The following is a 21,452-nucleotide window of genomic DNA, read 5'->3' as shown; positions in this document are numbered from 1 at the left end:
CGCGCCCACGCGGCGGAGCCGATCACGACCTGCGGAGCCGGAGCGTCACCAGTTCGAACGGCCGCAGCCGTACGGTGATGCGCGCACCCTCGCGCGTCGGCGGCTCGCTGTCGCCGAGCGGCCGTTCCAGCAGGTCCGTCACGGTCACGTCCGCCACCTCGAAGCCCGCCGTGAGCGTGGCGCGGGCCCGGCCCCCGTGCGCCTCGTGGAAGCGGACCACCACATCGCCGCTGCCGTCGTCGGCCAGCTTCACGGCCGTGACGACCACGGCGTCGTCGTCGACCGTGACCAGCGGAGCGACCGCGTGCGCGCCGGTGATCCTCCGCTCCGGGAGGTTGAGCCGCCAGCCCTCGCGGACCGCGTCCCCGATCGCCGCGCCGGGCACGAGTGCGTGCCGGAAGCGGTGGACGCCCTGGTCGGTCTCGGGGTCGGGGAACCGCGGGGCGCGCAGGAGAGAGACGCGCACCGTGGTCGTCGTACCCCGGTCGCCGTCGGTGCGTACCGTGCGGGTCACGTCGTGGCCGTACGTCGAGTCGTTGACGACGGCGACGCCCCAGCCGGGTTCCGCGAGGTGGACGAAGCGGTGGTTGCACGCCTCGAACTTGGCGGCCTCCCAGGAGGTGTTGGTGTGGGTCGGCCGGTACACGTGGCCGAACTGGGTCTCCGACGCGTACCGTTCGGCGTGCAGGTCGAGCGGGAACGCCAGTTTGAGGAACTTCTCGGTCTCGTGCCAGTCGACCTCGGTGTCGATCACCAGCCGCCGCTCACCGGGCTGCAGGGACAGCACCTGGGTGACGCGGGAGGCGCCGAAGGCGCGGGTGACCCGCACCGATACGCCGCCGTCAGCGGCCTGGACCGACTCCGCGTCCGTGAGGTCCGTGACGGTGTTCCGGTAGAACTCGTCCACGTCCCAGGCGTCCCACATGTTCGGGAAGTCCGGGTGGAGCTGGAGGAGGCCCGCGGCCCGGCCGGGGGCGACGGTCTCACGGTCGGCCTGGATGTCGTACGCGGACACGACGAGGCCGCGGGCGTCGATCTCGACACGGAGCAGGCCGTTGTGCAGGACGTATCCGCCTCCGGTGCGGGGCGACAGCGTCGTACACGTCGTACCCTGCGGCAGGCTGGCCGCCCCGGCACCTCCGGCGGGCACGCCCTTGCGGCCGTGCGGCGCCGAGTTGAAGAGCAGCTCCGCGGTCCCCTCCCCCGCCAGGGCCCGCTGGGCCGCGTCGATGACGCCGTTCAGCTCCCCGGCGATCCGGGCGTACGTCGCCCGGGCCTCCCGGTGCACCCAGGCGATGGACGAGCCGGGCAGGATGTCGTGGAACTGGTGCAGCAGGACCGTCTTCCAGATGCGGTCCAACTCCTCGTAGGGATACGGGAATCCGGTTCGGACGGCGGCCGTCGCCGCCCACAGCTCCGCCTCGCGCAGCAGGTGCTCGCTGCGCCGGTTGCCCTGCTTGGTCTGGGCCTGGCTGGTGAGGGTCGCGCGGTGCAGTTCGAGGTACAGCTCGCCGACCCAGACGGGCGGCTCGGGGTACTCGGCCTCGGCCTTCTCGAAGAAGGCACGGGGTGTCTCCCATGCGACGGTGGCCGAGCCCTCCAGGTCGCGCAGCCGGGCCGCCTTGGCGATCATCTCGCGGGTCGTGCCGCCGCCTCCGTCGCCCCAGCCGGTGGGCGCGAGGGAGTGCCGGGCGCGGCCCTTGTCCTTGAAGTTCCGCGCCGCGTGGGCGATCTCGCCGCCCTTCATCGAGCAGTTGTAGGTGTCGACGGGCGGGAAGTGGGTGAAGATCCGGGTGCCGTCGATGCCCTCCCACTGGAAGGTGTGGTGCGGGAACTTGTTGGTCTGTGACCAGGAGATCTTCTGTGTCAGGAGCCACTTGGAGCCGGCCGCCCTGATGATCTGCGGCAGGCCGGCGGCGAAGCCGAAGGTGTCGGGCAGCCAGGCCTCCTCGTTCTCGATGCCGAACTCGTCGAGGAAGAACCGTTTGCCGTGCACGAACTGACGGGCCATCGCCTCCGAGCCGGGCATGTTGGTGTCCGACTCCACCCACATCCCGCCGGCCGGCACGAACCGCCCGTCGGCCACGGCCTTCTTCACCCGCGCCCACACCTCGGGCCGGTGCTCCTTCACCCACGCCCACTGCTGCGCCTGGGACATGGCGAACACGAAGTCCGGCTCGTCCTCGATCAGCGCGGTCATGTTGGACGTCGTACGGGCCACCTTGCGGACCGTCTCGCGCAGCGGCCACAGCCACGCCGAGTCGATGTGCGCGTGCCCGACGGCGCTGATCCGGTGCGCGGACGGCACGGCGGGTGCCGCGAGGACTCCGGTGAGCTGCTGCCGGGCCCGGTCCGCGGTGGCGCCCACGTCCTGGAGGTCGACGGCGTCCAGGGCCCGCTCGACGGCGCGCACGATGTCGTACCGGCGCGCGGAGTCCGCCGGCAGTTCGGCCATCAGCTCGCCGAGCACCTCCAGGTCCATGACCAGCTGCCACACGGTCTCGTCGAAGACGGCGAGGTCCATGCGGGTGAGCGTGTACTGGGGCTCGCTGCCGGCCGTCTCCCTGTCGCCGAGCCGGGTCGGCAGGAAGGGGTGGTAGTCGAGGACGACGGGGTTGGAGGCGGCCTCGATGTGCAGGACCACCTCCTCCCCGCCCGCCACCGGGGCGCCGATCCGCACCCACTGGTTGCGCGGGTTGAGGCCCTTCACCGGGGTGCCGTCGGGCCGGTGGACCAGGCCCTCGCACTGGAAGCCGGGCATGTTCTCGTCGAAGCCGAGGTCGAGCAGGGCCTCGACGGTCCGCCCGGCCCACGCCTCGGGCACGGTCCCGGTCACCCGGAACCAGCTCGTGCCCCACGGAGCACCCCACCGCGCGCCCACCTCGATCGGCCCGGGCTCGGCGGCGAGTCCCTCCTCGACCGGTACGGGTTCGCCGGGGGCGTGCCACACCGCGACCTGCAGCGGGACGGACTCGGGGTACAGGGCGGGACGGATGCGCTCGTCGAGGACACGCCTGAGGCGGGCTTCCACCAGCGTGCGGTCGTCATGCATACGGGCTGCTCCCTGCGGGGTTCCGGGTGCGGTTACCGGGTGGGTTGTCAGGGGTGGGTCACGGTCACGGGTTCGAGGCGTCGTACGGCTCCCCCACGGTGGGGAGTACCTGCTCGGGAGTGACGACGTCGGTGATGCCGCGCGCGGCGAGGTGGTCCTGGTCGTCCGCGCGGGTGTCCAGGACGGTGCTGGGGCGGGCGCCGTCGGCGACGAGCCGGAAGAAGGCGTCGAAGACGGGGCCGCCGGGGGCGCAGTGGGAGCGCAGGGCCGGATCGCCGGGGACGACGAGGGCGGTGGTGCGCGGCGCGGGGGCCCGGCCGGTGTCGCGTGCGGCGTCGGCCAGCACGCGGGCGATGTCCTTGGCTGCGCGGTCGTCGGTGAACAGGCCGAGTCCGTATTCGAGTTCGGGGAAGTCGGCGAGGTCGCGCGAGACGTCGTACGCGCACCACCAGGTGATGCCCCACAGGTCGGGGCAGTCGAGGGCGTGGGTGATGGTGGCCTCGGCGAAGGCGGCGGCGTGCTCGGGGGGCACGAGAGGTGCGGGTGCGCCGACCTCCTGGAGCCACACCGGCCGGTGCGGCGCGTCGGCCCAGGCCTTGCTCAGCTCGACCAGGTAGGCGGCGTGGTGCTCGCTGGGCACGGAGGTACGGCCGTGGCGCTGGGCGGTGCCGTTGAACACCCAGGAGTGCACGGCCGTGACGTCGCCGAGGCGGGCCGAGTGGCCGGGGGTGAAGGGCTGGTCGTCCTGGTACCAGGCGGCGTCGTAGGAGGCGTGCAGATGGAGCCGGTCCGGGGCGCCCTCGGCGCAGGCGGCCAGCATCCGCACGAGCCAGCGCTCGGCCTCGTCCGCCGTGATGCGGTCGGGGTCGGGGTGGGGGCCGGCGGCGAACTGGTTGACCTCGTTGCCGACGGTCATGCCGAGGAAGCCCGGGCGGTCGGCGAGGGCCGCGGCGAGGGTGCGCAGATAGGCGGCCTGGCCGGCCACCACGTCCGGGTCGGTGAAGAGGTTGCGCCGGTGCCAGGTGCGGGTCCAGGCCGGCAGGAAGTCGAAGCTGCTCACGTGCCCTTGCAGACCGTCCACGTTGACGTCCAGGCCGCGTTCGGCGGCCGCGTCGGCGAGGGCCACGAGCTGTTCGACGGCGCGGGGGCGGATCAGGGTGCGGTTGGGCTGGAAGTACGGCCACAGCGGGAAGACGCGGATGTGGTCGAGGCCCAGCGCGGCGATGGCGTCGAGGTCGGCGCGCACGGAGTCGAGGTCGAAGTCGAGCCAGTGGTGGAACCACCCTTCGCTCGGGGTGTAGTTGACGCCGAAGCGGACGGCAGAAGGCATGGAGGTCCTTGTGGCATACGGGTGTTCAGCCCTTGACGGCGCCCTCGCCGACGCCGCGAAAGAAGTACCGCTGGAGGCAGGCGAAGAGGGCGATGAGCGGGGCCACGGCGATCACGGTGCCGGCGGCGACGAGGCGTTCGTCGTTGGCGAAGGTGCCGTGTAGATAGTTGAGACCGATGGTGAGGGTGAACTTGGAGGGGTCGCTGAGGACGATCAGCGGCCACAGGAAGTCGTCCCAGGCGCCCATGAAGGCGAAGATCGCGACGACGGCGAGCGTCCCCTTCACCGCGGGCAGCGCGACGCGCAGGAACCGCTGCCACACGTCGGCGCCGTCGACGTAGGCCGCCTCCTCGATCTCGTAGGGCAGATTGCGGAACGCGCCCCGCATCAGCAGGACGTTCATGGCGCCGATCGCGCCGGGCAGGACGACGCCGATGAGCGTGTTGTTCAGGCCGAGTTCGCGCATGGTGGTGAACTGGGCGATGACGATGCCCTCGACGGGCACGAGCATGGCCAGCACGAACACGAGCGTGGTCACGCGCCGGCCGCGGAAGCGCAGCCGGGCCAGGGCGTATCCGGCGAGGGCCGAACCGACGCAGTTGGTCACGACGTTGGCGGCGGCGACCTTCAGGGAGTTGAGGGCGTAGTCCCAGACGGGGACGGTGTCGGCGACCCGCGTGTAGTTGTGCAGGGTGGGGTGGGCCGGCAGGAAGCTCGGCGGGGAGCTGTAGATGTCCTCGGTGGTGCCCTTGAGGGAGGTGGACAGCTGCCACAGGAACGGGCCGACGGTCAGGGCGAGGACGGCGAGCAACAGCACGTAGCGCAGGGCCAGTTCGCCGACGCGGATCCGGCGGCCGTGCTCGTCGGTGACGCGCGGCGGCCTGCTCCGCGAGGTGACGGGCCGCTCGGGCCGTACCTTCTCCAGGACGCTCACGCCTCCTCCCTGCGGTCGGCACGCAGCACGAGCAGCATGAGCGCGACGGTGACGACGAAGACGACGACGGAGAGGGCGGAGGCGTAGCCGACGCGGCCGGTCAGGCCGGTGCCGGTGCGCTGGACCAGCATGACGAGGGTGGTGTCCTCGCCGGCCGGGCCGCCGTCGGGGCCCGCCATCAGGTACACCTCGGAGAACACCTTGAACGCGGCGACCGAGGAGAGCGCGGCGACCAGCACCATGGTGGAGCGCACGGCGGGGACGGTGACCGTGAGGAAGCGGCGCACCGGTCCCGCGCCGTCCACGGCGGCGGCCTCGTGCAGCTCGCGGGGCACGTCGGCGAGCGCCGCCAGATAAATGATCATGTAGTAGCCGAGGCCCTTCCACACCGTGACGGCCATCGCGCTCAGCAGGAGCAGCCACTGGTCGCTGAGGAAGCCGACCCGGCCGATCCCGACGGTCTCCAGCAGCGAGTTGACCAGTCCGCGTTCGTCCAGCAGCCACACCCAGACCAGCCCGACGACCACCATCGAGGCGACGACCGGGGTGTAGAAGGCGGAGCGGAAGAAGGTGATGCCGGGGATGTTCTTCTGCACCAGCAGGGCGAGCAGCAGCGGCAGGACGACCAGGGCGGGTACGACGCCGAGGACGTAGAGCGTGCTGTTGCGCAGGCCGGTCCAGAACATGTCGTCGTGGAGCAGCTCGCGGAAGTTGGCGAGGCCCACGAAACGGCCCGGGAGCAGGGTGCGGCGGTCGGTGAAGGAGTTCACCAGGGTGGAGGCGAACGGGTAGAGCACGAACGCGCCGGTGACGAGCAGCCCGGGGGCCGCGAACAGCCAGGGGCTGACCGGCAGCTGTCGCCGGATCCTGGTCCCGGCCTGCGCGCGGCCCTTGACGCGGAGGGGGGTGGCGGCCATGGCGGGTCAGCCCTGCTGGAGCAGCCGGTCGGCGGCCTTGACAGCGTTGTCGAGGGCTTCCTCGGGGCTCTCCTTGCCCTGGAGCGCCTTGGCGACCTCGTTGCGCAGCGCGGTCTTCATCTGATCGCTGAACAGCACGGGGGTGTAGTTCACCGCGCTCTTCAGGGACGTGGCCGCGGCGATGCGCACCCGGGTCTCGTCGGTGCCGTCCTCCTTGGTGAAGTACGGGTCGCTCAGGGAGCCGGCGGTGCTGGGGAAGATGGCGACCTTCTTCGCGAAGGACATCTGGTTCTGCGCGTCGGTGACGAAGTGGGCGAAGGCGACGGCGGCCGGGGTGTGCCTGGTGCGGGAGTTGACCATCACGCCCATCACGTACATGTTGACGTGCCCGGTGCTGGTGATCTGGTCGGTGATGCCGATGTTCTTGTAGAGACCGGGCGCGTTCTTCTTGAAGTTGTCCAGGTCGAGGGCGCTGCCGGGGTTCATGGCGACGGCACCGGTGAGGAACTTCTTGCCGGAGGACTCGGGGGTGGCGGTCAGCGCCTGCGGGTCGAGGGCCCTGGCGTCGTACAACTCCTTGTATCTGGTGAGGAGTTCGACACCCCTGGCGTCGTTGAAGGCGAACGCGGTGCCCTGCCGGTTCATCAGCGGGACGCCGTAGCGGCCGAAGTCCTCGATGGTGGGGACGTTCGCGAGGGTGGCGACCTTGCCGCCGCTCTTCTTCGCCATCTGGAGGGCGTCGGCGAAGAGTTCGCCGTACGTCCTCGGCGGCCGGCCGGGGTTCAGTCCGGCCTCGGTGAACAGGGACTTGTTGTAGAAGAGCGGGCCGGTGTTCAGGTACCAGGGGAAGGCGTACGTGCCGCTCATGCCCGGGATCCGGTGGCTGGCCCACGCCCCGGCCAGATACTCGGACTTGTACGTCGCCGCGGCCTTGTCGAGGTCCATGGCGAGACCGGCCCTGGCGAGCGGGGCGACCAGGTCCGGGGAGACGTTGACGACGTCGGGCAGGGTGCCGCCGGCGGCGTCGGCGCTGAGCTTGTCGGCGTAGCCCTCGGCGGGCTGGTCGATCCACTTCACGTGCGTGCCCGAGTACTTCTTCTCGAAGTCGGCGATCAGGCCCTGGAAGTACGGCGTGAAGTTGGCGCGCAGGTTCCAGGTCTCGAAGGTGATGTTCCCCTCGACCTTTCCGGAGGCGTCGGTGGAGCCGCCGCCCCCGCCGCCCGAACCGCAGGCGCTCAGCGGCAGGACGAGGGCGGCGGCAGCGGCGAACAGGGCTCTGCGGGGCATGGGCACGGTGACACGGCTCCCTTGCTGTGTCGGTCTGTTGGCGGCGTGAGAGACCATGCACGGGCCGTTCGGAGAAAGTCAATGCAGTCATCCGAACTAAAGAAATCCAAACTTCATTAGTGCAGGTCGGGGGAGTTCCGCCGAAAGCTTGCCGTAGTTCGCTAATGCGCTTTAGGGTCTTGACACTCAAGCGCATTAGCCAACTCGCCCGGGAGGGAGGGGAAACGTGCCGCCGACCAGACGGTCACCCGCACGCCGGCCCACGATGAAGGACATCGCCCGGCGGGCCGGGGTCTCCGAGAGTGCCGTCTCCTTCGCGCTGAACGACCGCCCCGGCGTCTCCGAGGCCACCCGCGCCCGGGTCCGCCGGGTCGCCGAGCAGTTGGGGTGGCGGCCCAGCACGGCCGCCCGCGCGCTGTCCGGCGAGGGCGCGGCGACGGTCGGCTTCGTCCTGGCCCGCCCCGCGCACACCCTGGGCGTCGACTCGTTCTTCCTCCAGCTCGTCTCCGGCATCCAGGAGGTGCTCGCCGAACGCCATCTGGGCCTGCTGTTCCAGGTGGCCGAGGACGTGGCCGACGAGTGCACGGTCTACCGGCGCTGGTGGGCGGAGCACCGGGTGGACGGCGTGCTGGTGGTCGACCCGCGCGCCACGGACCCGCGCCCCGGCCTGCTGGACGAACTGGGCCTGCCCGGCGTGGTGATCGGCGGCGAGCCCGACGGGTGCCATCCGGGGCTGTCCACGGTCTGGGCGGACGACGCGGGCGCGATGGCCTCCGTGGTGGACGAGCTGACGGCGCTCGGCCACCGCCGGATCGTGCACATCGCCGGCCTGCCGGACCTGGCGCACACCCAGCGCCGTACCGCCACGCTGCGCGCGGAGGCGGAGCGGCGGGGCCTGGGCGAGGTCCGGTCGGTGACCACCGACTACTCCGACACGCAGGGCGCGGCCGTGACCCGCCGGGTGCTCGGCGCCTCCCCCGCCCCCACGGCGCTGATCTACGACAACGACGTGATGGCCGTGGCGGGCCTCGCGGCGGCGGCCGACCTGGGCTTTCGCGTCCCGCAGGACGTGTCGGTGGTCTCCTGGGAGGACTCGGCCCTGTGCCGCATGGTCACACCCCGGCTGTCCGCCCTGTCCCGCGACAGCGCCGAGTTCGGCCGCACGGCCGCCCGCGAGCTGCTGGCCCTGCTGGACGGCGGCGCGGCCCGCTCGGCGGGGGTGCCGGTGCCGCGGCTGACGGGGCGGGGCAGTACGGGGGCGGCGGCGCGGGGCGCGGCGGGCCGGTCAGGTACGTGACCGGTACAGCCCGAACTCCGCGATCCGTACGGCCGACCGCGCCGCCGTGACCCGCACCCGCCACCTGCGGGCCCGTACCGGCGCCGCGAGCAGCAGGATCCGGCTCGCGCCCACCGTCCCGGCGGCGGCCACCCGCGACCAGCCGCCGTCCGCCCCGGCCTCGACCACGAAGGCCTCGATCTGTCGGCCGTCCCGGCGTGGCGGTGGTCCGGGCGCCGCGGGCCAGGTCCTCGGGCAGTTCGCGGTCCACGCGGTCGCGGAACGCGCGCAGCCGTGCCACTTGGGCTGTTGGCCGGGACGGCAGAACCAGCCGTCCCGGATGCAGACGTCGCACTCGGCGGGCCACCACGGGACGTGGTCGGCGCTGTCGCGCGCCTTCACGACGACCGGGGTGTACCAGCTGTCCCAGTCGTACCGCTCCACCTCGTCCGCAGGGATGCGGCCCTGGGCGCCGTCGAACCACACCTCGTCGACCGGGCCGTACTCGGTGAGCACCTCGTGGAGCTGGTTGAGCATGTGGGCGCCGTGGTCGGTCGCGTCGAGGGTGTACGTCCGCGAAGGAGCGCAGGACGTCGCCGTGACCGTCGCGCCGACTGCTGCTCGCCACGGTGTGGTCGGTGTCGCGGGAGGGACGGAGGACGAAGCCGTCGTGGTGCTTGACGGCAGCAGGCGCGGACGCCGACGCCGCGTTTCCGGTAGCGCGGGACGTCGACCGTGGACCCCGCGGGGATCCGGTCGCCCTGGGCGAGCAGTTGGAGCAGGGTGCGGGTGCCGTGGAAGGCGCCGGTCCCGGTGGCACCGGTGACCGACAGCCGTGCGCCCGCGCGGAGTTCGTACCCCTCGGCGCCGAACGAGGTCCTCCCCGGCTCGATGCCGATCACGATGCCGCCGGTCCTGGCCCCGCCGGTCACGACGGGCACCGTGCCGTGGCCCGCGGCGCGCAGGTCCGCGGCGAGGGTGTCGGCCACCCGGCGTTCGGCGCGGCTGCCGGCCACCAGCCGGGTGGCGCGGCCTTGGACGTACGTGCCGCTCTGCGCGGTCCAGTCGGCGAGCGACGGCACGGTGACCGGAACGGGTCACGCGTCCCGGGCGAGCGCCGGTACCGGCGCGGAGGCGATCACGAGCAGCGGCCGGTGCGGCCTTTGCCGGGCCTCAGCCATGCCACTCCACCTTGAACACCCACGCGTACCGCCCCGCCCTCCGGGCCGCCTCCGGCACGTCGACCACCAGCGACCCGCCGGTGACGGTCCAGGTCAGGGGCCGGTCGTGACCGAGCATCGTCACCTTGTCGCCGGGCCGGACGGGCACCGGTGCCTCGACGGTCAGCCTGGCGCCGGGCTCGGCGAGGGAGTGGATGTAGAAGGCCTCGTCCGGGCGGACCGTGAAGCGCAGGTCGTCGCCGAGCTGGGCCGTGCGCGACCAGTACGTGGTGTCGTACACCGCCTCCCCGTTCACCTTCAGCCACTGTCCGGTCTCGCGCAGCCGGGTCTGCATGATCTCGGGGATGGTGCCGTCCGCGCGCGGACCGATGTCGAGGAGGAAGTTGCCGTTCTTGGAGACGATGTCGACCAGGGTGTGCACGACCTCCTCGGCGGTCATGTACGCGGAGTCGGGCGTGGCCCCGTTGTAGCCGTAGCTGAAGGGGTCCAATCCCCGGCTGGCCTCCCACTTGGCGACGACGGTGTCGGCGTACGTCGTGTACTCGGGGGTCGTGAAGTCGTGGAAGGCGATGCCCGAGCGGTTGTTGACGGTCACGTCGACCGGACGGGCCCGGTTCTTGGCGTGGTTGAAGTACTCGGCGAGGACGTGCAGGCTGTCGTTGGCGCCGCCGATGTCGCACCAGATGATCTCGGGGTCGTACCCGTGGATCAGCTCCAGCAGCTGCGGGGCCTGGTAGCCGTGGACGTAGTCCTTGCCCGCGGTGTATCCGGTGTACGGCACCGGGGCGAGCGTGTAGGGGTTGCGCGGGGCGTGGCCCATCCAGGGGTTGTCGGGGTTGAACCATTCGGGCATCGAGAAGTACAGGCCCCGGTGCAGCTCGGGGGCGTAGCGGCGGCTCGCCTCGAAGAGCTCCCCGACCAGGTCCCGCTTCGGGCCCATCTTCACGGCGTTGCGGTCCGAGACCCTGGTGTCCCACAGGGCGAAGCCCTCGTGGTGCTTGGAGGTCAGCACGTGGTACTGGGCGCCGGCGTCACGGAAGAGCTCCACCCAGGCGCGCGGGTCGAACTTCTCGGCGGTGAAGCGGGGGATGAAGTCGTCGTAGGCGAAGTCCTCGCCGTAGGTGTCCCGGTGGTGGGCGTACACGGCGTCGGCCGGGTCCTGCATGTGGTCCCAGTACCACTCGGCGTACTCCTTGCCGACCGGCGACCAGGCGGGCACGGAGTAGACGCCCCAGTGGATGAAGATGCCGAACTTGGCGCCCTGGAACCAGTACGGCGCCTGGTGGGCGGCGAGCGAGGCCTCGGTGGGGGCGTAGTCGGCGGTGCCGAGCGTCAACGAGGCCTTGCCCGCGGCCACTTGGGCGCCCCGGCCGGTGACGGTGACCGTGCCGTCCTGCCGGGTGCCCGGCGCCGTGCCCGGTCGGTTGCGGATGCCGATGCGGACCCGGGCCTGTTCGCCGGGGTCGAGGCGGCGCACGCGGGCGGGCTGGACGGTGCGTGCGCCGGGTACGTCGACGGCCACCGAGACGCCGTCGGCGGCGAGGACGGCGACGGTGCCCGCGTTGACGACGGTCGCCTCGACGCTCTGCGCGCCGGAGGGTTCGAGGAGGGAGGGCGTGGAGCGCGGCCCGTGCAGGGCCAACGCCCGCCCGTCGGCGACCGGTTGGAGGGTGAGGGCGAAGACGTGCAGGGAGGTCTGGTTCGCCTCGGCGGCGTGGGTGACGGGCAGGGTGACCGCGACTGCCTCCCGGCGGGGATCGAGCCATACCTCCGACACGCCGATGCCGACAGCGTGCTCGTCCTTGCCGCCGTCCGGCCGGTAGCGGTACGGCGCCGACAGCGGGCCGCCCGTCGCGTACCAGTCGGCGCCGCCGAGGCCGGCGGTGGTGGTCGTACCGTCGGCGTAGTGCACGGTGGCCGTTCCGGAGGCGTCGCCGTAGCTGGCGGCGGTGAGGAAGAAGGCCGACAGGTAGCGGCCCCGGGGGAGGTCGAGGCGCTGGCCGAGGGCGACCAGGTTGTTCCTGGTGCCGGCGGCGTGGGCGGGGAAGAGGAAGGGGACGCCGTCGACCTCGGCGCGGCCGGCCGGGAGTTCCTCGCCGGGGAAGGTGTAGCCGGATCCGTCGAAGTCGCCGCCGCGCGCGGAGGCGGTGTCGATGCCGTCGTTGTCGTAGCGGGCGTCCAGCGGGACGGGCACCGGGGCGGGGACCGCGGCCCAGGGGCCCGGGCGTCCGGCGGCGCTCGCGGGGGTGACGGCGGTGGCCGCGGCGGCGGGCGGGAGGGCGGTCGCGGCCGCCGCTCCCGCGGCGGTGGCGAGGACCGTTCGTCTGGGATACGTGCTCATGAGCGGCTCCCATACAGTTCCGATTCATCGGACGTCTGATGATTGTGCGGGCGTCACGGGACTGTCAACGGGCCTGCAGTGCACGGATTTTGAGCCATTGATCGGATGAAAGATCAGCCCCTCGACGTGCCCCGCCCGACCGTGCACAGTTCTCCCTGCACGCTCGATTCATACCGACGAGTAGCCAGGGAGTGCCCGTGACCGAGTGGGTCGGCCGGACCGCCGCGGAGATCGCCGCCGCCGTACGCGCGAAGGAGGTCACGCCCCGCGAGGTGGTGGCGGAGCACCTCGCACGCATCGAGCGGCTCGACGGGCGGATCGGGGCGTTTCGCACGGTGCGGGCCGAGGCGGCGCTCGCCGAGGCCGACGCCGTCGGCTCACGGGCCGATCTGGCCGAACTGCCCCTCGCGGGCGTGCCGTTGGCCGTGAAGGACAACCTGGCGGTGCGCGGCGAGTCGCACCGCGACGGCTCGGCCGCGACGCACGACACCCCGGCCGCCGAGGATCACGTCACGGTGGCCCGGCTGCGCGCGGCCGGGGCGATGGTGGTGGGTCTGACGAACGTGCCCGAGCTGTGTGTCTTCGGCACGACGGAGGGCGTGTTCGGCACCAGCCGCAATCCGTGGGACCTCTCCCGCACGGCGGGCGGCTCCTCCGGCGGCAGCGCGGCCGCCGTGGCCGCCGGGCTGGTGCCGCTCGCGCTCGGCAACGACGGCATGGGCTCGCTGCGCATCCCCGCGGCGAACTGCGGTCTGGTCACACTGAAGCCGGGGCACGGGGTGGTGCCGGCCGGGATCGGCAACGGCGACTGGTTCGGCATGTCGGAGAACGGCCCGCTGGCCACGACGGTCGAGGATCTGCGGCTGATGCTGGACGTCCTCGCGGACGGCGCCCTGCCCCTGACCCGGGAGCCGGGGTCACTGCGGGTCGCGGTGTCCCTGCGCAGTCCGCTGCCCGGGGTGGTCGTGCACCGGTCGTTCACGAACGCGGTCCGCGAGGCGGCCGGGGTGCTGGCGCGGGGCGGGCACCAGGTGCGGCGGGCCGATCCGCCGTATCCGCCGTCCCTCGGCGTGACCGCGATACGGCACTGGACGGCGGGCACGGCCGTGGACGCCGAGGGCCTGGATCCGGCGCGGCTGACCCGGCGGACCCGGGTGCACGCCGCGCTGGGCCGGCGGTTCGTCGCCTCCGTGCGAGGCGGCGACGGCCGCGAGCGGCTGCGCGCCCGGATGACCCCCTTCTTCACCGCGCACGACGTGCTGCTCACCCCGGCCCTCGCCCGGCGCTCCCCCGCGGCGGGCCCGTGGCACGAGCGCGGCTGGCTGCGCAACATCGTCGCGAACACGTACACCCCGTTCACCCCGCCCTGGAACCTGACCGGGTGGCCCGCGATGTCGGTCCCGTGCGGCGCCCTGCCCTCGGGCGCCCCCTGTGCCGTCCAGCTCGTCGGACGCCCGGGCTCGGAGGACGTGCTGCTGGGGCTCGCCGAGGAGCTGGAGCGGCGGCGGCCGTGGCGCCGGACGGCGACGGTGGCGGGGTTTTAGCCGCGGCCGCACGGGCGTGCGTGGGCCGGGTCGGCGCCGGCGGCCACGCCCCTGCGTACGGCGATCGGGAGCGGTCCGGCCGGCTCAGTCGACGCTGGGCAGGATGTGCGGCTCGGCGAGGTCTTCCTCGTAGCCCGCGAGGCGGATCGGGGCCGAGCGGGCCCACACGTCGAGGCTGCCGAGTTCTCCGGGGCGCCGGCCCCCGCGCTGCGGGCATTCCTCGGGGCGCTGTTCGCGATTCGTCTTCTCCGATGTCACCGCGCACTCCTTATGTGTCGGGTCACCCTCGGGGGCCTGCCGCAAAGCCTGCGCTCCGGCGCTCGACGCCCGCTCGGGTCTGGATGGAAGGCCAGTTCGGACGCGGTGGCGTCGGTGCGTACGGACGGGTGGGTGTGGGTGGAACCCAGTGCTGCTGTCCGTCCCTTCCAGATTAACCAAATGAGCGGGCTCCCGCTCGATAGGGAGTGCAAACAAGGTGTAACGGCTGTGCTTCGTACAGCTCTCCAACACCCCCCAATATGCCGGTATTTACCACAGCGCGCATCACGGGCCCCGCACCGCCGTTCACCCACATGGGCTACTTCACGACGCTGCACGGTTCAAGTGCCGTTGGCCGGGGCGCAAGCTCGCCATGATCTGCTGACCTGCGGGCAACGGCTGTCTCGCGGAAGGACTGACGCATGGAGCTGCGCAGCGTCGAGGAGCTGATGGATCTGCTGTACGCCGGTCGGCACCAGCACGCGCTGCGGACCGCGGCGCTGCTGCGCCGCAGCCGCCCCGCCGACAAGGAGCTCCAGGTGGCGGGGCTGGTGCACGGGATCGGGCCGGTGCTGTGCCCGGCCGACGAGGCGGGCCGGGCCCGCAGCGCGGCCGAGGCGGTGCGCCCCCTGCTCGGGGAGCGGGTGTTCCGGCTGGTGCGCGGGGACGCGGGCCCCACCGCCGAGGACGACGTCCAGCGACTGCGCCTCGCGGACGAGGAGGGCCGGGTGGCGGGGTTCGACGCGGGCGTCCTGGAGGACTGGCGCACCGTACTGGAACTGGTGGCGGCCCGGCACTCCCGGCTCGGCGCCGTCGACTGACGGCCCGGCTGCCGCACCCCTGTCCTCTGACGGCCCGTCATGAGACGGTACGGCGATGACGTCGTCGTACGGACTCAGGGGCAGGGCGGCCGTCGTCACCGGCGGGACGCGCGGCATCGGGCGGGCCGTGGCCGAGGGGCTCGCGGCCGCCGGAGCGCTGGTGTGCGTGACCGCGCGGGACGCGGCCGGGGTGCGGCGCACGGCCGCCGAGCTGGGCGGGATCGGGCTGGCCGGGGACGTGTCCGCCCCCGGGCACCCGGAGGCGCTGACGGAGCTGGTGCTGCGCGAGTTCGGACGGCTGGACGTCGTCGTCAACAACGCGGCGACGAATCGGCCGTACGGCCCGCTGATGGACGCCGACCCGGACGCGTGGCGGCAGGCGTTCGCCGTGAACGTCGAGGCACCGCTGCGGCTGGTGCGGTGCGCGTGGCGGGGGTGGATGCGCGCACACGGCGGGGCGGTCGTCAACGTGTGCACCGAGGGCGCCGGTCACGTGGGCCCGAACGTGGGGGCGTACGGCACGACCAAGGCGGCCCTGCTCCATCTCACCGGACAGCTCGCGGGCGAACTCGCGCCCCGGGTGCGGGTCAACTCCGTCTCCCCCGGGCTGGTGCGCACCGAGATGGCGCGGTTCGTGTGGGAGCCAGGTGAGGGAGAGGTGGCCGCGGGGCTGCCGCTCGGGCGGATCGGGGAGCCCGCGGACGTGGCGCGGGCGGTGCTGTGGCTGGCGTCCGACGCGGCCGAGTGGATCACGGGCGCGGATCTGCTGGTGGACGGCGGGACGCGGGTGCGGGCCGCGTCCACGGCCGCGCCGTACGCGGTGCACCGGCGGCTGCGCGGGGTGCCCGAGGTCTAGGAGGTGCCGGGGCCCGGCCCCCGAAGGGGCCGGGCCGCGGTCTCACGGGGCGGTCACCACTTGCCGGGTGCGTAGTCCTTCATGAAGACGCCGTACAGGTCCTCGCCCGTCTCGCCGCGCACGATCGGGTCGTAGACGCGGGCGGCGCCGTCGATCAGGTCGAGCGGGGCGTGGAAACCCTCCTCGGCGAGGCGCAGCTTGTCGTAGTGCGGGCGCTCGTCGGTGATCCAGCCGGTGTCGACGGACGTCATGAGGATGCCGTCGGTGTCGAACATCTCCTGGGCGCTGGTCCGCGTGACCATGTTCATGGCCGCCTTGGCGGCGTTGGTGTTCGGGTGCCCCGCGCCCTTGTAGCCGCGGCCGAAGACGCCCTCCATCGCCGAGACGTTGACGACGTAGGCGCGCTTGCTGGCCGCCTTCTTCGCGGCGTCGGCCATGGCCGGGCGCAGGGCGCTGATCAGGATGAAGGGCGAGGTGTAGTTGCACAGCTGGGTCTCCAGCAGCTCGACCGGCGAGATCTGGTCGATGGTCTGCACCCAGGTGTTGGTGTCGACGACGTCGGGGACGAGGCCGCCGGCGTCGATGGCGGTGCCCTCGACGTGCCGGGCGATGCTGGCGTTGCCCGCGACGAGGGCGAGGTCGGCGACCTTCTGCGCGTCCAGGCCACTGGTGCCGATCGGCAGCGCGGCGATGCCGTCGACCGCACCGGAGTTGAAGGCGCCGATGACGCGGTGGGCCGGCAGCTCACCGGCGGGCAGCGGAGCGCTCTCGCCGTCGACAAGGGCCGCGTAGGCGGAGGGCAGCCGGCGGACGGTCTGGGTCGCGTTGTTGATCAGGATGTCGAGCGGGCCGGCCTCGGTGACCCGCTCGGACAGTGCGACGGCCTGTGCCGGGTCGCGCAGGTCGATGCCGACGACCTCCAGGCGGTGGATCCAGTCCGCCGAGTCCTCCATCGCCTTGAACCGGCGGATGGCGTCCTTGGGGAAGCGCGTGGTGATGGTGGTGTGGGCGCCGTCGCGCAGCAGCCGCAGCGCGATGTACATGCCGATCTTGGCGCGGCCGCCGGTGAGCAGGGCACGCTTGCCGCTGAGGTCGGCACGGGCCTCGCGCTTGGCCCGGTTGGTGCGGGCGCAGTCGGGACAGAGCTGGTGGTAGAAGTAGTCCACCTCGACGTAGCGGCCCTTGCAGGTGTAGCAGGAACGCGGGCGCTGGAGTATGCCCGCGATCTTGCCCTCCCCGACCTTGGAGGAGGGCAGCAGGCCCTCGGTCTCGTCGTCGATGCGCTCGGCGGAGCCGGTCGCGGTGGCCTCGGTGACGGCGCGGTCGTGCGCGGTCTTGGCGGCGCGGCGCTCCTGGCGGCGGCGCTGCTTGACCGTGCGGTAGATGGCCGAGGTGGCCCGGCGCACCGCGATCGCGTCGGGGTGGTCGACCTCGATGCTGTCCAGTTCCTGGAGCACGCTCAGGCAGACGGCCAGCCGCTCGGGGTCGATACCCGGCCCGTAGACCACCTCGTCCATGGCCGCGGAGGCCATGGAGCCGTCCTCTGTCACCGTCATCGCGCTGCCGCTTCCCTGATCACCCGCACGGCGCGCCGACTCGCGCCCACTGTCGAACGAGGAATTTTACGGAGCACACGGTCCCCCCGCCAAACCCGACCGCCCCGGCACGGACAGTGACGACCAGACACCGCACCGGGGACTGCTGCGGGGGCGAGCGGGCGGGGGCTCCTCAGACCGCGCAAGCGGTCAGCAGGGTCTCCAGTTCGGCCGAGACCGCGTGTGCGAAGCGGTCGAGGTCGGGCACCGACGCCGCGTCGGCGACCAGGCCGTAGTGCACGCGGCCGCGGTACGTCGAGATCGCCACCGCCAGGGACTGGCCGGGGGCGAGGGGGGCCAGGGGGTAGACCTCGGTCAGTTCGTGGCCGCCGAGGCGCAGGCCCAGTGACGGCATCGGCACGCTGGTGACCAGGATGTCGAACCAGAGGCGGGCGGCCTGGCCGACCAGCGGGCCGCCGAGGCGGTGGCCGAGGGCCGGGACGTGGTCGGCGAGCAGGGCGACCGCGCCGGCGCCCCGGTCGGGCCCCGCGTCCTTGTGGCGGACCATCGCCGTGCGCACCGTGTCGAGGCGGCCGAGGGGGTCGGACTCCCCCACGGGCAGCGGTATCAGATAGCCGGAGAGCCGGTTGCCCTGTGGGTGGGCGGTGCGCGGGCGGCGCCGGGAGACGGGGATGAGGGCGCGGGGCGCCACGCCCCTGGTGGACTCGCCGCGCTCCTCCAGCCAGCGGCGCAGGGCGCCTGCGACGACGGCGATGAGGACGTCGTTGACGGTGCCGCCCACGGTCTTGCGCACCCGGTGCACGTCGTCGATGTCGAGGACCACCCCGGCGGTGCGGCGCGTGCCGCTCGGGGCCGAGGTCAGCGCGGAGGAGGGCCGCATGCCGAGTGTGGAGCGGGCGAGGGAGGCGCCGATGTCCAGGGCGCGGCCCGCGTCGGACAGGGCGCCCCGGACCAGCGCGGGCAGCAGCCCCGGCAGCCGGCGGACGTCCGACAGCAGTCCGCGCGGCGGCTCGATGGCGCGCGGCGCCCGCGCGGGCAGGTCCACCGGGTCGAGGACACCGGCGGCGAGCTTGAGCGCGCGCAGCCCGTCGGCGAGGGCGTGGTGGAACTTGAACAGCACCGCGAAGGACATGCCGTCCTCGCCGGGCAGGACGTGCGCCTCCCAGGGCGGCCTGCCCCGTTCCAGCGGGCGTTCCATCAGCCGGCCGGCGACCGCGTGGAAGTCGGCGGTCGGGGCGTGCAGCCGTACGTGGTTCAGCGGGTCGAAGTCCGGATCGGTCTCGCGGACGGCGGCGCCGAAGGCGAGCGGTTGCCATACGTCGCGGATGCGCAGGCGGAGTCCGGGGACGGCGGCGGCGCGGGCGGCGAGCAGGTCGGCCGCGTGGGCGCCGGCGGTGGGCGAGTGGGCACCGAAGACGCCGAGCGCGCCGAGGTGCATGGGATGCCGGTCGGACTCGATGTTCCAGAACGCCAGGTCGAGGGGAGCGAGCAGATCGGAAGTCACGGGCTTGCCTCACGCATCGACGACGGGGGGCGTGCGATCCATCGCACGTCAACGCAGTGAATCCCTGTCACCCGATTACGGTCAAGTACGATCAGGCTACGCTCAGTTAACGACAGGTTAAGTCCCGCCCCTCGATCAGGGGCGGGACCATGGCTTACGCCGGATCACCTCAGGACGGGCTGCGCCGCCTCGGGTGACGTACCCCACTCAGACGGGCGCGAGCCGACCGTGAACGCGAGCGAGCGCATCGCGCGCAGCGCCTCGTTCGTCACGTACGTCCGCCCGTGCGCGCGGCCGTCGGTGCGGACGGACTGGATGTAGCGGTCGGCCGCCGAGGTGCCGGGCGCGGTGATCGTCAGCCGGCCGCTGGGCCAGTAGCGGCGGTCCAGCGTGAGGTCGACGCGGTCGAAGACGGGGGTGGACAGGCCCCAGGTGCCGTAGCCGGGCTGGATGGGGAACAGGCCGATGGACGACAGCACGTTCCAGGCGGACATCGTGCCCAGGTCGTCGTTGCCGGTGATGCCGGTGGGGCCGTCGGTGAACAGGGTCAGCGCGGCGTGCACCACATCGGTGGTCTTCCAGGGCTGGCCGGTGGCGAGGTAGGTGTACGGCGCGATGAGGTCGGGCTCGTTCATCGGGTTGTACTTGGTGGCGTTGTAGTAGTCGTACGCGCCCCCGTGCACCCACCCCTCGCGCGCCGTCTTCGCCGGGTCGGCCAGCAGCTTGTCGTAGGCGAAGAAGGAGTCCAGACGGTCGTTGGCGACGCGCTCGCCGCCGATGAGCCGGACCATGCCGGGCACGTCCTGCGGGACGAGCCACTGGTACTGCCAGGCGGTGCCCTCGTGGAAACCGGTGCCCTTGGCCGGGTCGGCGGAGCCGTAGAAGGCGCCGGAGCCGTCGCGGGCGCGGAAGAAGCCGGTCGAGGGGTCGAAGATGTTCCGGTAGTTCTGTGCGCGGGCGGCGTACCGGGCCGCGTCCGCGTCATGGCCGAGACCGCGGGCCATCTGGGCCAGCATGGCGTCGGCGAGCGCGTACTCCAGGGTGACGGAGGCCCCGTGGTGGTAGTCGGAGTCGCCCATCTTGGCCAGCGGGCGGTCCCAGATGTAGGGGGCGAAGCCGTGCGCGAGGTAGTCGGCGTTGGCCTCCCGGCCGATGCCCGGGTACGCGGCGGGCGGCACGCCGTCGGCGTTCTTGCGCAGCGCGCGGTAGGCCCGCTGCTCGAAGCCCTTGAGCAGGCCCGCCTGGTACGCCGTGGTCAGGAACGGGGTGACCGGGTCGCCGCTCATGACGTTCGTCTCGACCGGGCCGTAGCCCCACTTGGGCAGCCAGCCGCCGTCCTCGTCGACCGCGACCAGTGAGCGGGCCATGTCCCGTGCCTCGCGCGGCGCGAGCAGGGCGAGCAGCTGCACCTGGGTGCGGTAGGTGTCCCACAGCGACCAGTTCTGGTAGTACGTGAACCCGTCGGCGCGGTGGATGCGGCGGTCCCAGCCGGTGTAGCGGCCGTCGGTGTCGTTGCCGATGTTCGGCGCGAGGAACGAGCGGTACAGCGAGGAGTAGAACGTCCGGCGCAGCGTGTCCGTGCCGCCCTGGACGTGGATCGCGGCGAGCCGCCTCTCCCAGGCCGCGCGGGCCGCCTCGCGCACGGCGCCGAAGGACCGGCCGCCCTCCGCGGCGAGGTTGCCGGCCGCGCCGCGCGCGTCGACGTACGACAGGGCCGTGGTCGCCTCGACCGTACGGTCCTTGCTGGTGTCGAAGCGGACGTAGGCGCCGCCGGAGCCGGTGCGCGAGCCGGGGGTGACCTGCTTGCCGTCCCAGGTGCCGTAGGCGGTGAAGGGCCGGCTGAAGCGGGTGACGGTGTAGACGGTGTAGGGGCGGGTGTCCCGGCAGAAGCCGTGGCCGGTGATCGCGGTGCGCACGGTGTGGTCGTCCAGGATCTCGACCGTGCTGGAGACCGACTTGTGCAGCGACTGGGCCGCGTTCAGCAGGACGTTGGCCTTGTCGGTGGCCGGGAAGGTGTAGCGCTGCACCCCGGTGCGCGCGGTCGCGGTCAGCTCGGCACGGATGCCGGAGGCGAGGCCGACGCGGTAGTAGCCGGGGCTCGCCGCCTCGTCCCGGTGCGCGAAGCCGGTCGCGTAGGCGGTGTAGTCCGTCTGCGTCACGTCGCCGGTGGTCGGCAGCACGGGCAGGTCGCCGCCGATACCGCAGCCGACGCCCGAGAGATGGACCAGCGAGAAGCCGCGGATGCGCGCCTGCGTGTAGTCGTAGCCGGAGAAGTGCCCGGTGTCCGGGGAGAGCTGCACCATGCCGAAGGGCACGGCCGCGCCGGGGAACGTGTTGCCCTCGTCCTGGCTCCCGATGAAGGGGTTCACCAGGTCGGTGAGGTGGCCGTCGGTCCGCCCGGCGGCGCCCGCGGCGGGGGTGGCGATCAGCGTGGACGCTGCCATCACACCGGCCAGGCACAGCCGTGTGCGCCGGGTCCCTCTCATGTCGCATGACCTCCGCAGGTTCGACGTCGTTCCCTGCATCCTGAAGGGCGAACGACTCAAACCCGGGCATTCCCCGGGCGTCAGGCCCGACGCGTCGCGACCGGGGTCA

15 protein-coding genes and 1 pseudogene are annotated in these 21,452 nt (G+C 72.6%); 4 read left to right on the top strand and 12 right to left on the bottom strand.

Features of this window, described 5'->3' with window-relative positions; all coding sequences use genetic code 11:
* Positions 1-22: 22 nt before the first annotated feature.
* From AC4OXY_RS41460 to AC4OXY_RS41440, 5 genes are all read right to left on the bottom strand, one after another.
* Positions 23-3,052 carry an alpha-mannosidase gene (locus AC4OXY_RS41460; RefSeq protein ID WP_491992294.1) on the bottom strand — a complete coding sequence of 1,010 codons (3,030 nt, stop codon included), beginning with the start codon at positions 3,050-3,052 and terminating at the stop codon, positions 23-25.
* 64 nt (positions 3,053-3,116) lie between these two features.
* Positions 3,117-4,382 (bottom strand): glycoside hydrolase 5 family protein, encoded by a 1,266-nt coding sequence (locus AC4OXY_RS41455; protein WP_491992293.1) that lies wholly within the window; start codon positions 4,380-4,382, stop codon positions 3,117-3,119.
* 25 nt (positions 4,383-4,407) lie between these two features.
* Positions 4,408-5,316 (bottom strand): carbohydrate ABC transporter permease, encoded by a 909-nt coding sequence (locus tag AC4OXY_RS41450; RefSeq protein WP_491992292.1) that lies wholly within the window; start codon positions 5,314-5,316, stop codon positions 4,408-4,410.
* The gene (locus AC4OXY_RS41445; protein WP_491992291.1) at positions 5,313-6,233 is read right to left on the bottom strand and encodes a carbohydrate ABC transporter permease; all 921 of its coding nucleotides are present in this window, start codon (positions 6,231-6,233) and stop codon (positions 5,313-5,315) included. Before AC4OXY_RS41445 ends, AC4OXY_RS41450 begins: the two co-directional genes overlap by 4 nt.
* A gap of 6 nt (positions 6,234-6,239) precedes the next feature.
* Positions 6,240-7,526 carry an ABC transporter substrate-binding protein gene (locus AC4OXY_RS41440; RefSeq protein ID WP_491992290.1) on the bottom strand — a complete coding sequence of 429 codons (1,287 nt, stop codon included), beginning with the start codon at positions 7,524-7,526 and terminating at the stop codon, positions 6,240-6,242.
* Positions 7,527-7,785: 259 nt separating this feature from the next.
* Here AC4OXY_RS41440 and AC4OXY_RS41435 point away from each other — a divergent pair, with 259 nt between their 5' ends.
* Positions 7,786-8,817 carry a LacI family DNA-binding transcriptional regulator gene (locus tag AC4OXY_RS41435; protein WP_356034000.1) on the top strand — a complete coding sequence of 344 codons (1,032 nt, stop codon included), beginning with the start codon at positions 7,786-7,788 and terminating at the stop codon, positions 8,815-8,817.
* Here the strand turns inward: AC4OXY_RS41435 and AC4OXY_RS41430 are convergent.
* The 3 genes and pseudogenes from AC4OXY_RS41430 to AC4OXY_RS41420 all read right to left on the bottom strand — a co-directional run bounded on the left by AC4OXY_RS41430 (position 8,806) and on the right by AC4OXY_RS41420 (position 12,318).
* Positions 8,806-9,333 carry a hypothetical protein gene (locus AC4OXY_RS41430; RefSeq protein ID WP_491994824.1) on the bottom strand — a complete coding sequence of 176 codons (528 nt, stop codon included), beginning with the start codon at positions 9,331-9,333 and terminating at the stop codon, positions 8,806-8,808. The two genes, AC4OXY_RS41435 and AC4OXY_RS41430, sit on opposite strands and share 12 nt — an antisense overlap.
* 203 nt (positions 9,334-9,536) lie before the next feature.
* Positions 9,537-9,878 (bottom strand): annotated as a pseudogene (locus AC4OXY_RS41425) (glycoside hydrolase family 20 zincin-like fold domain-containing protein); the annotation flags it as partial.
* 91 nt (positions 9,879-9,969) lie between these two features.
* Complete coding sequence (locus tag AC4OXY_RS41420) at positions 9,970-12,318, bottom strand: alpha-L-fucosidase (protein WP_491992289.1); 2,349 nt, start codon at positions 12,316-12,318, stop codon at positions 9,970-9,972.
* 197 nt (positions 12,319-12,515) lie between these two features.
* On the opposite strand from AC4OXY_RS41420, the gene AC4OXY_RS41415 reads away from it, so the two are divergent.
* A complete protein-coding gene (locus AC4OXY_RS41415; protein ID WP_491992288.1) occupies positions 12,516-13,862 on the top strand; it encodes an amidase in 1,347 nt (448 codons plus the stop codon).
* A gap of 84 nt (positions 13,863-13,946) precedes the next feature.
* Here the strand turns inward: AC4OXY_RS41415 and AC4OXY_RS41410 are convergent, their stop codons facing one another.
* Positions 13,947-14,120, bottom strand: a complete 174-nt coding sequence (locus AC4OXY_RS41410) for a hypothetical protein (protein WP_356033878.1) — start codon at positions 14,118-14,120, stop codon at positions 13,947-13,949.
* Between the two features lie 422 nt (positions 14,121-14,542).
* Between AC4OXY_RS41410 and AC4OXY_RS41405 the strand changes: the two genes are divergently transcribed.
* Positions 14,543-14,941: a hypothetical protein gene (locus AC4OXY_RS41405; protein WP_362819360.1), complete on the top strand. Its 399-nt coding sequence runs from the start codon at positions 14,543-14,545 to the stop codon at positions 14,939-14,941.
* Between the two features lie 55 nt (positions 14,942-14,996).
* Positions 14,997-15,797 carry an SDR family oxidoreductase gene (locus AC4OXY_RS41400; protein WP_356033873.1) on the top strand — a complete coding sequence of 267 codons (801 nt, stop codon included), beginning with the start codon at positions 14,997-14,999 and terminating at the stop codon, positions 15,795-15,797.
* A 53-nt stretch (positions 15,798-15,850) separates the two neighbouring features.
* Here AC4OXY_RS41400 and AC4OXY_RS41395 read toward each other — a convergent pair whose 3' ends face one another.
* From AC4OXY_RS41395 to AC4OXY_RS41385, 3 genes are all read right to left on the bottom strand, one after another.
* The gene (locus AC4OXY_RS41395; RefSeq protein ID WP_356033870.1) at positions 15,851-17,353 is read right to left on the bottom strand and encodes an SDR family NAD(P)-dependent oxidoreductase; all 1,503 of its coding nucleotides are present in this window, start codon (positions 17,351-17,353) and stop codon (positions 15,851-15,853) included.
* A gap of 172 nt (positions 17,354-17,525) precedes the next feature.
* Entirely contained in the window at positions 17,526-18,857 is a 1,332-nt protein-coding gene (locus tag AC4OXY_RS41390) for a wax ester/triacylglycerol synthase family O-acyltransferase (RefSeq protein ID WP_376292811.1), read from the bottom strand.
* 164 nt (positions 18,858-19,021) lie between these two features.
* Positions 19,022-21,343: a GH92 family glycosyl hydrolase gene (locus AC4OXY_RS41385; protein WP_376292809.1), complete on the bottom strand. Its 2,322-nt coding sequence runs from the start codon at positions 21,341-21,343 to the stop codon at positions 19,022-19,024.
* Positions 21,344-21,452 lie beyond the last annotated feature (109 nt).

The organism is Streptomyces sp. HUAS MG56 (assembly GCF_058673395.1).
This window is presented reverse-complemented; position numbering and strand designations above follow the sequence as displayed.

What these genes read in the sequence shown, in the direction of transcription:
- AC4OXY_RS41385 (WP_376292809.1), bottom strand. Translation starts at nt 21,343, where the DNA reads ATGAGAGGGACCCGGCGCACACGGCTGTGCCTGGCCGGTGTGATGGCA.
- AC4OXY_RS41395 (WP_356033870.1), bottom strand. Translation starts at nt 17,353, where the DNA reads ATGACGGTGACAGAGGACGGCTCCATGGCCTCCGCGGCCATGGACGAG.
- AC4OXY_RS41460 (WP_491992294.1), bottom strand. Translation starts at nt 3,052, where the DNA reads ATGCATGACGACCGCACGCTGGTGGAAGCCCGCCTCAGGCGTGTCCTC.
- AC4OXY_RS41455 (WP_491992293.1), bottom strand. Translation starts at nt 4,382, where the DNA reads ATGCCTTCTGCCGTCCGCTTCGGCGTCAACTACACCCCGAGCGAAGGG.
- AC4OXY_RS41445 (WP_491992291.1), bottom strand. Translation starts at nt 6,233, where the DNA reads ATGGCCGCCACCCCCCTCCGCGTCAAGGGCCGCGCGCAGGCCGGGACC.
- AC4OXY_RS41405 (WP_362819360.1), top strand. Translation starts at nt 14,543, where the DNA reads ATGGAGCTGCGCAGCGTCGAGGAGCTGATGGATCTGCTGTACGCCGGT.
- AC4OXY_RS41435 (WP_356034000.1), top strand. Translation starts at nt 7,786, where the DNA reads ATGAAGGACATCGCCCGGCGGGCCGGGGTCTCCGAGAGTGCCGTCTCC.
- AC4OXY_RS41430 (WP_491994824.1), bottom strand. Translation starts at nt 9,333, where the DNA reads ATGCTCAACCAGCTCCACGAGGTGCTCACCGAGTACGGCCCGGTCGAC.
- AC4OXY_RS41420 (WP_491992289.1), bottom strand. Translation starts at nt 12,318, where the DNA reads ATGAGCACGTATCCCAGACGAACGGTCCTCGCCACCGCCGCGGGAGCG.
- AC4OXY_RS41400 (WP_356033873.1), top strand. Translation starts at nt 14,997, where the DNA reads ATGACGTCGTCGTACGGACTCAGGGGCAGGGCGGCCGTCGTCACCGGC.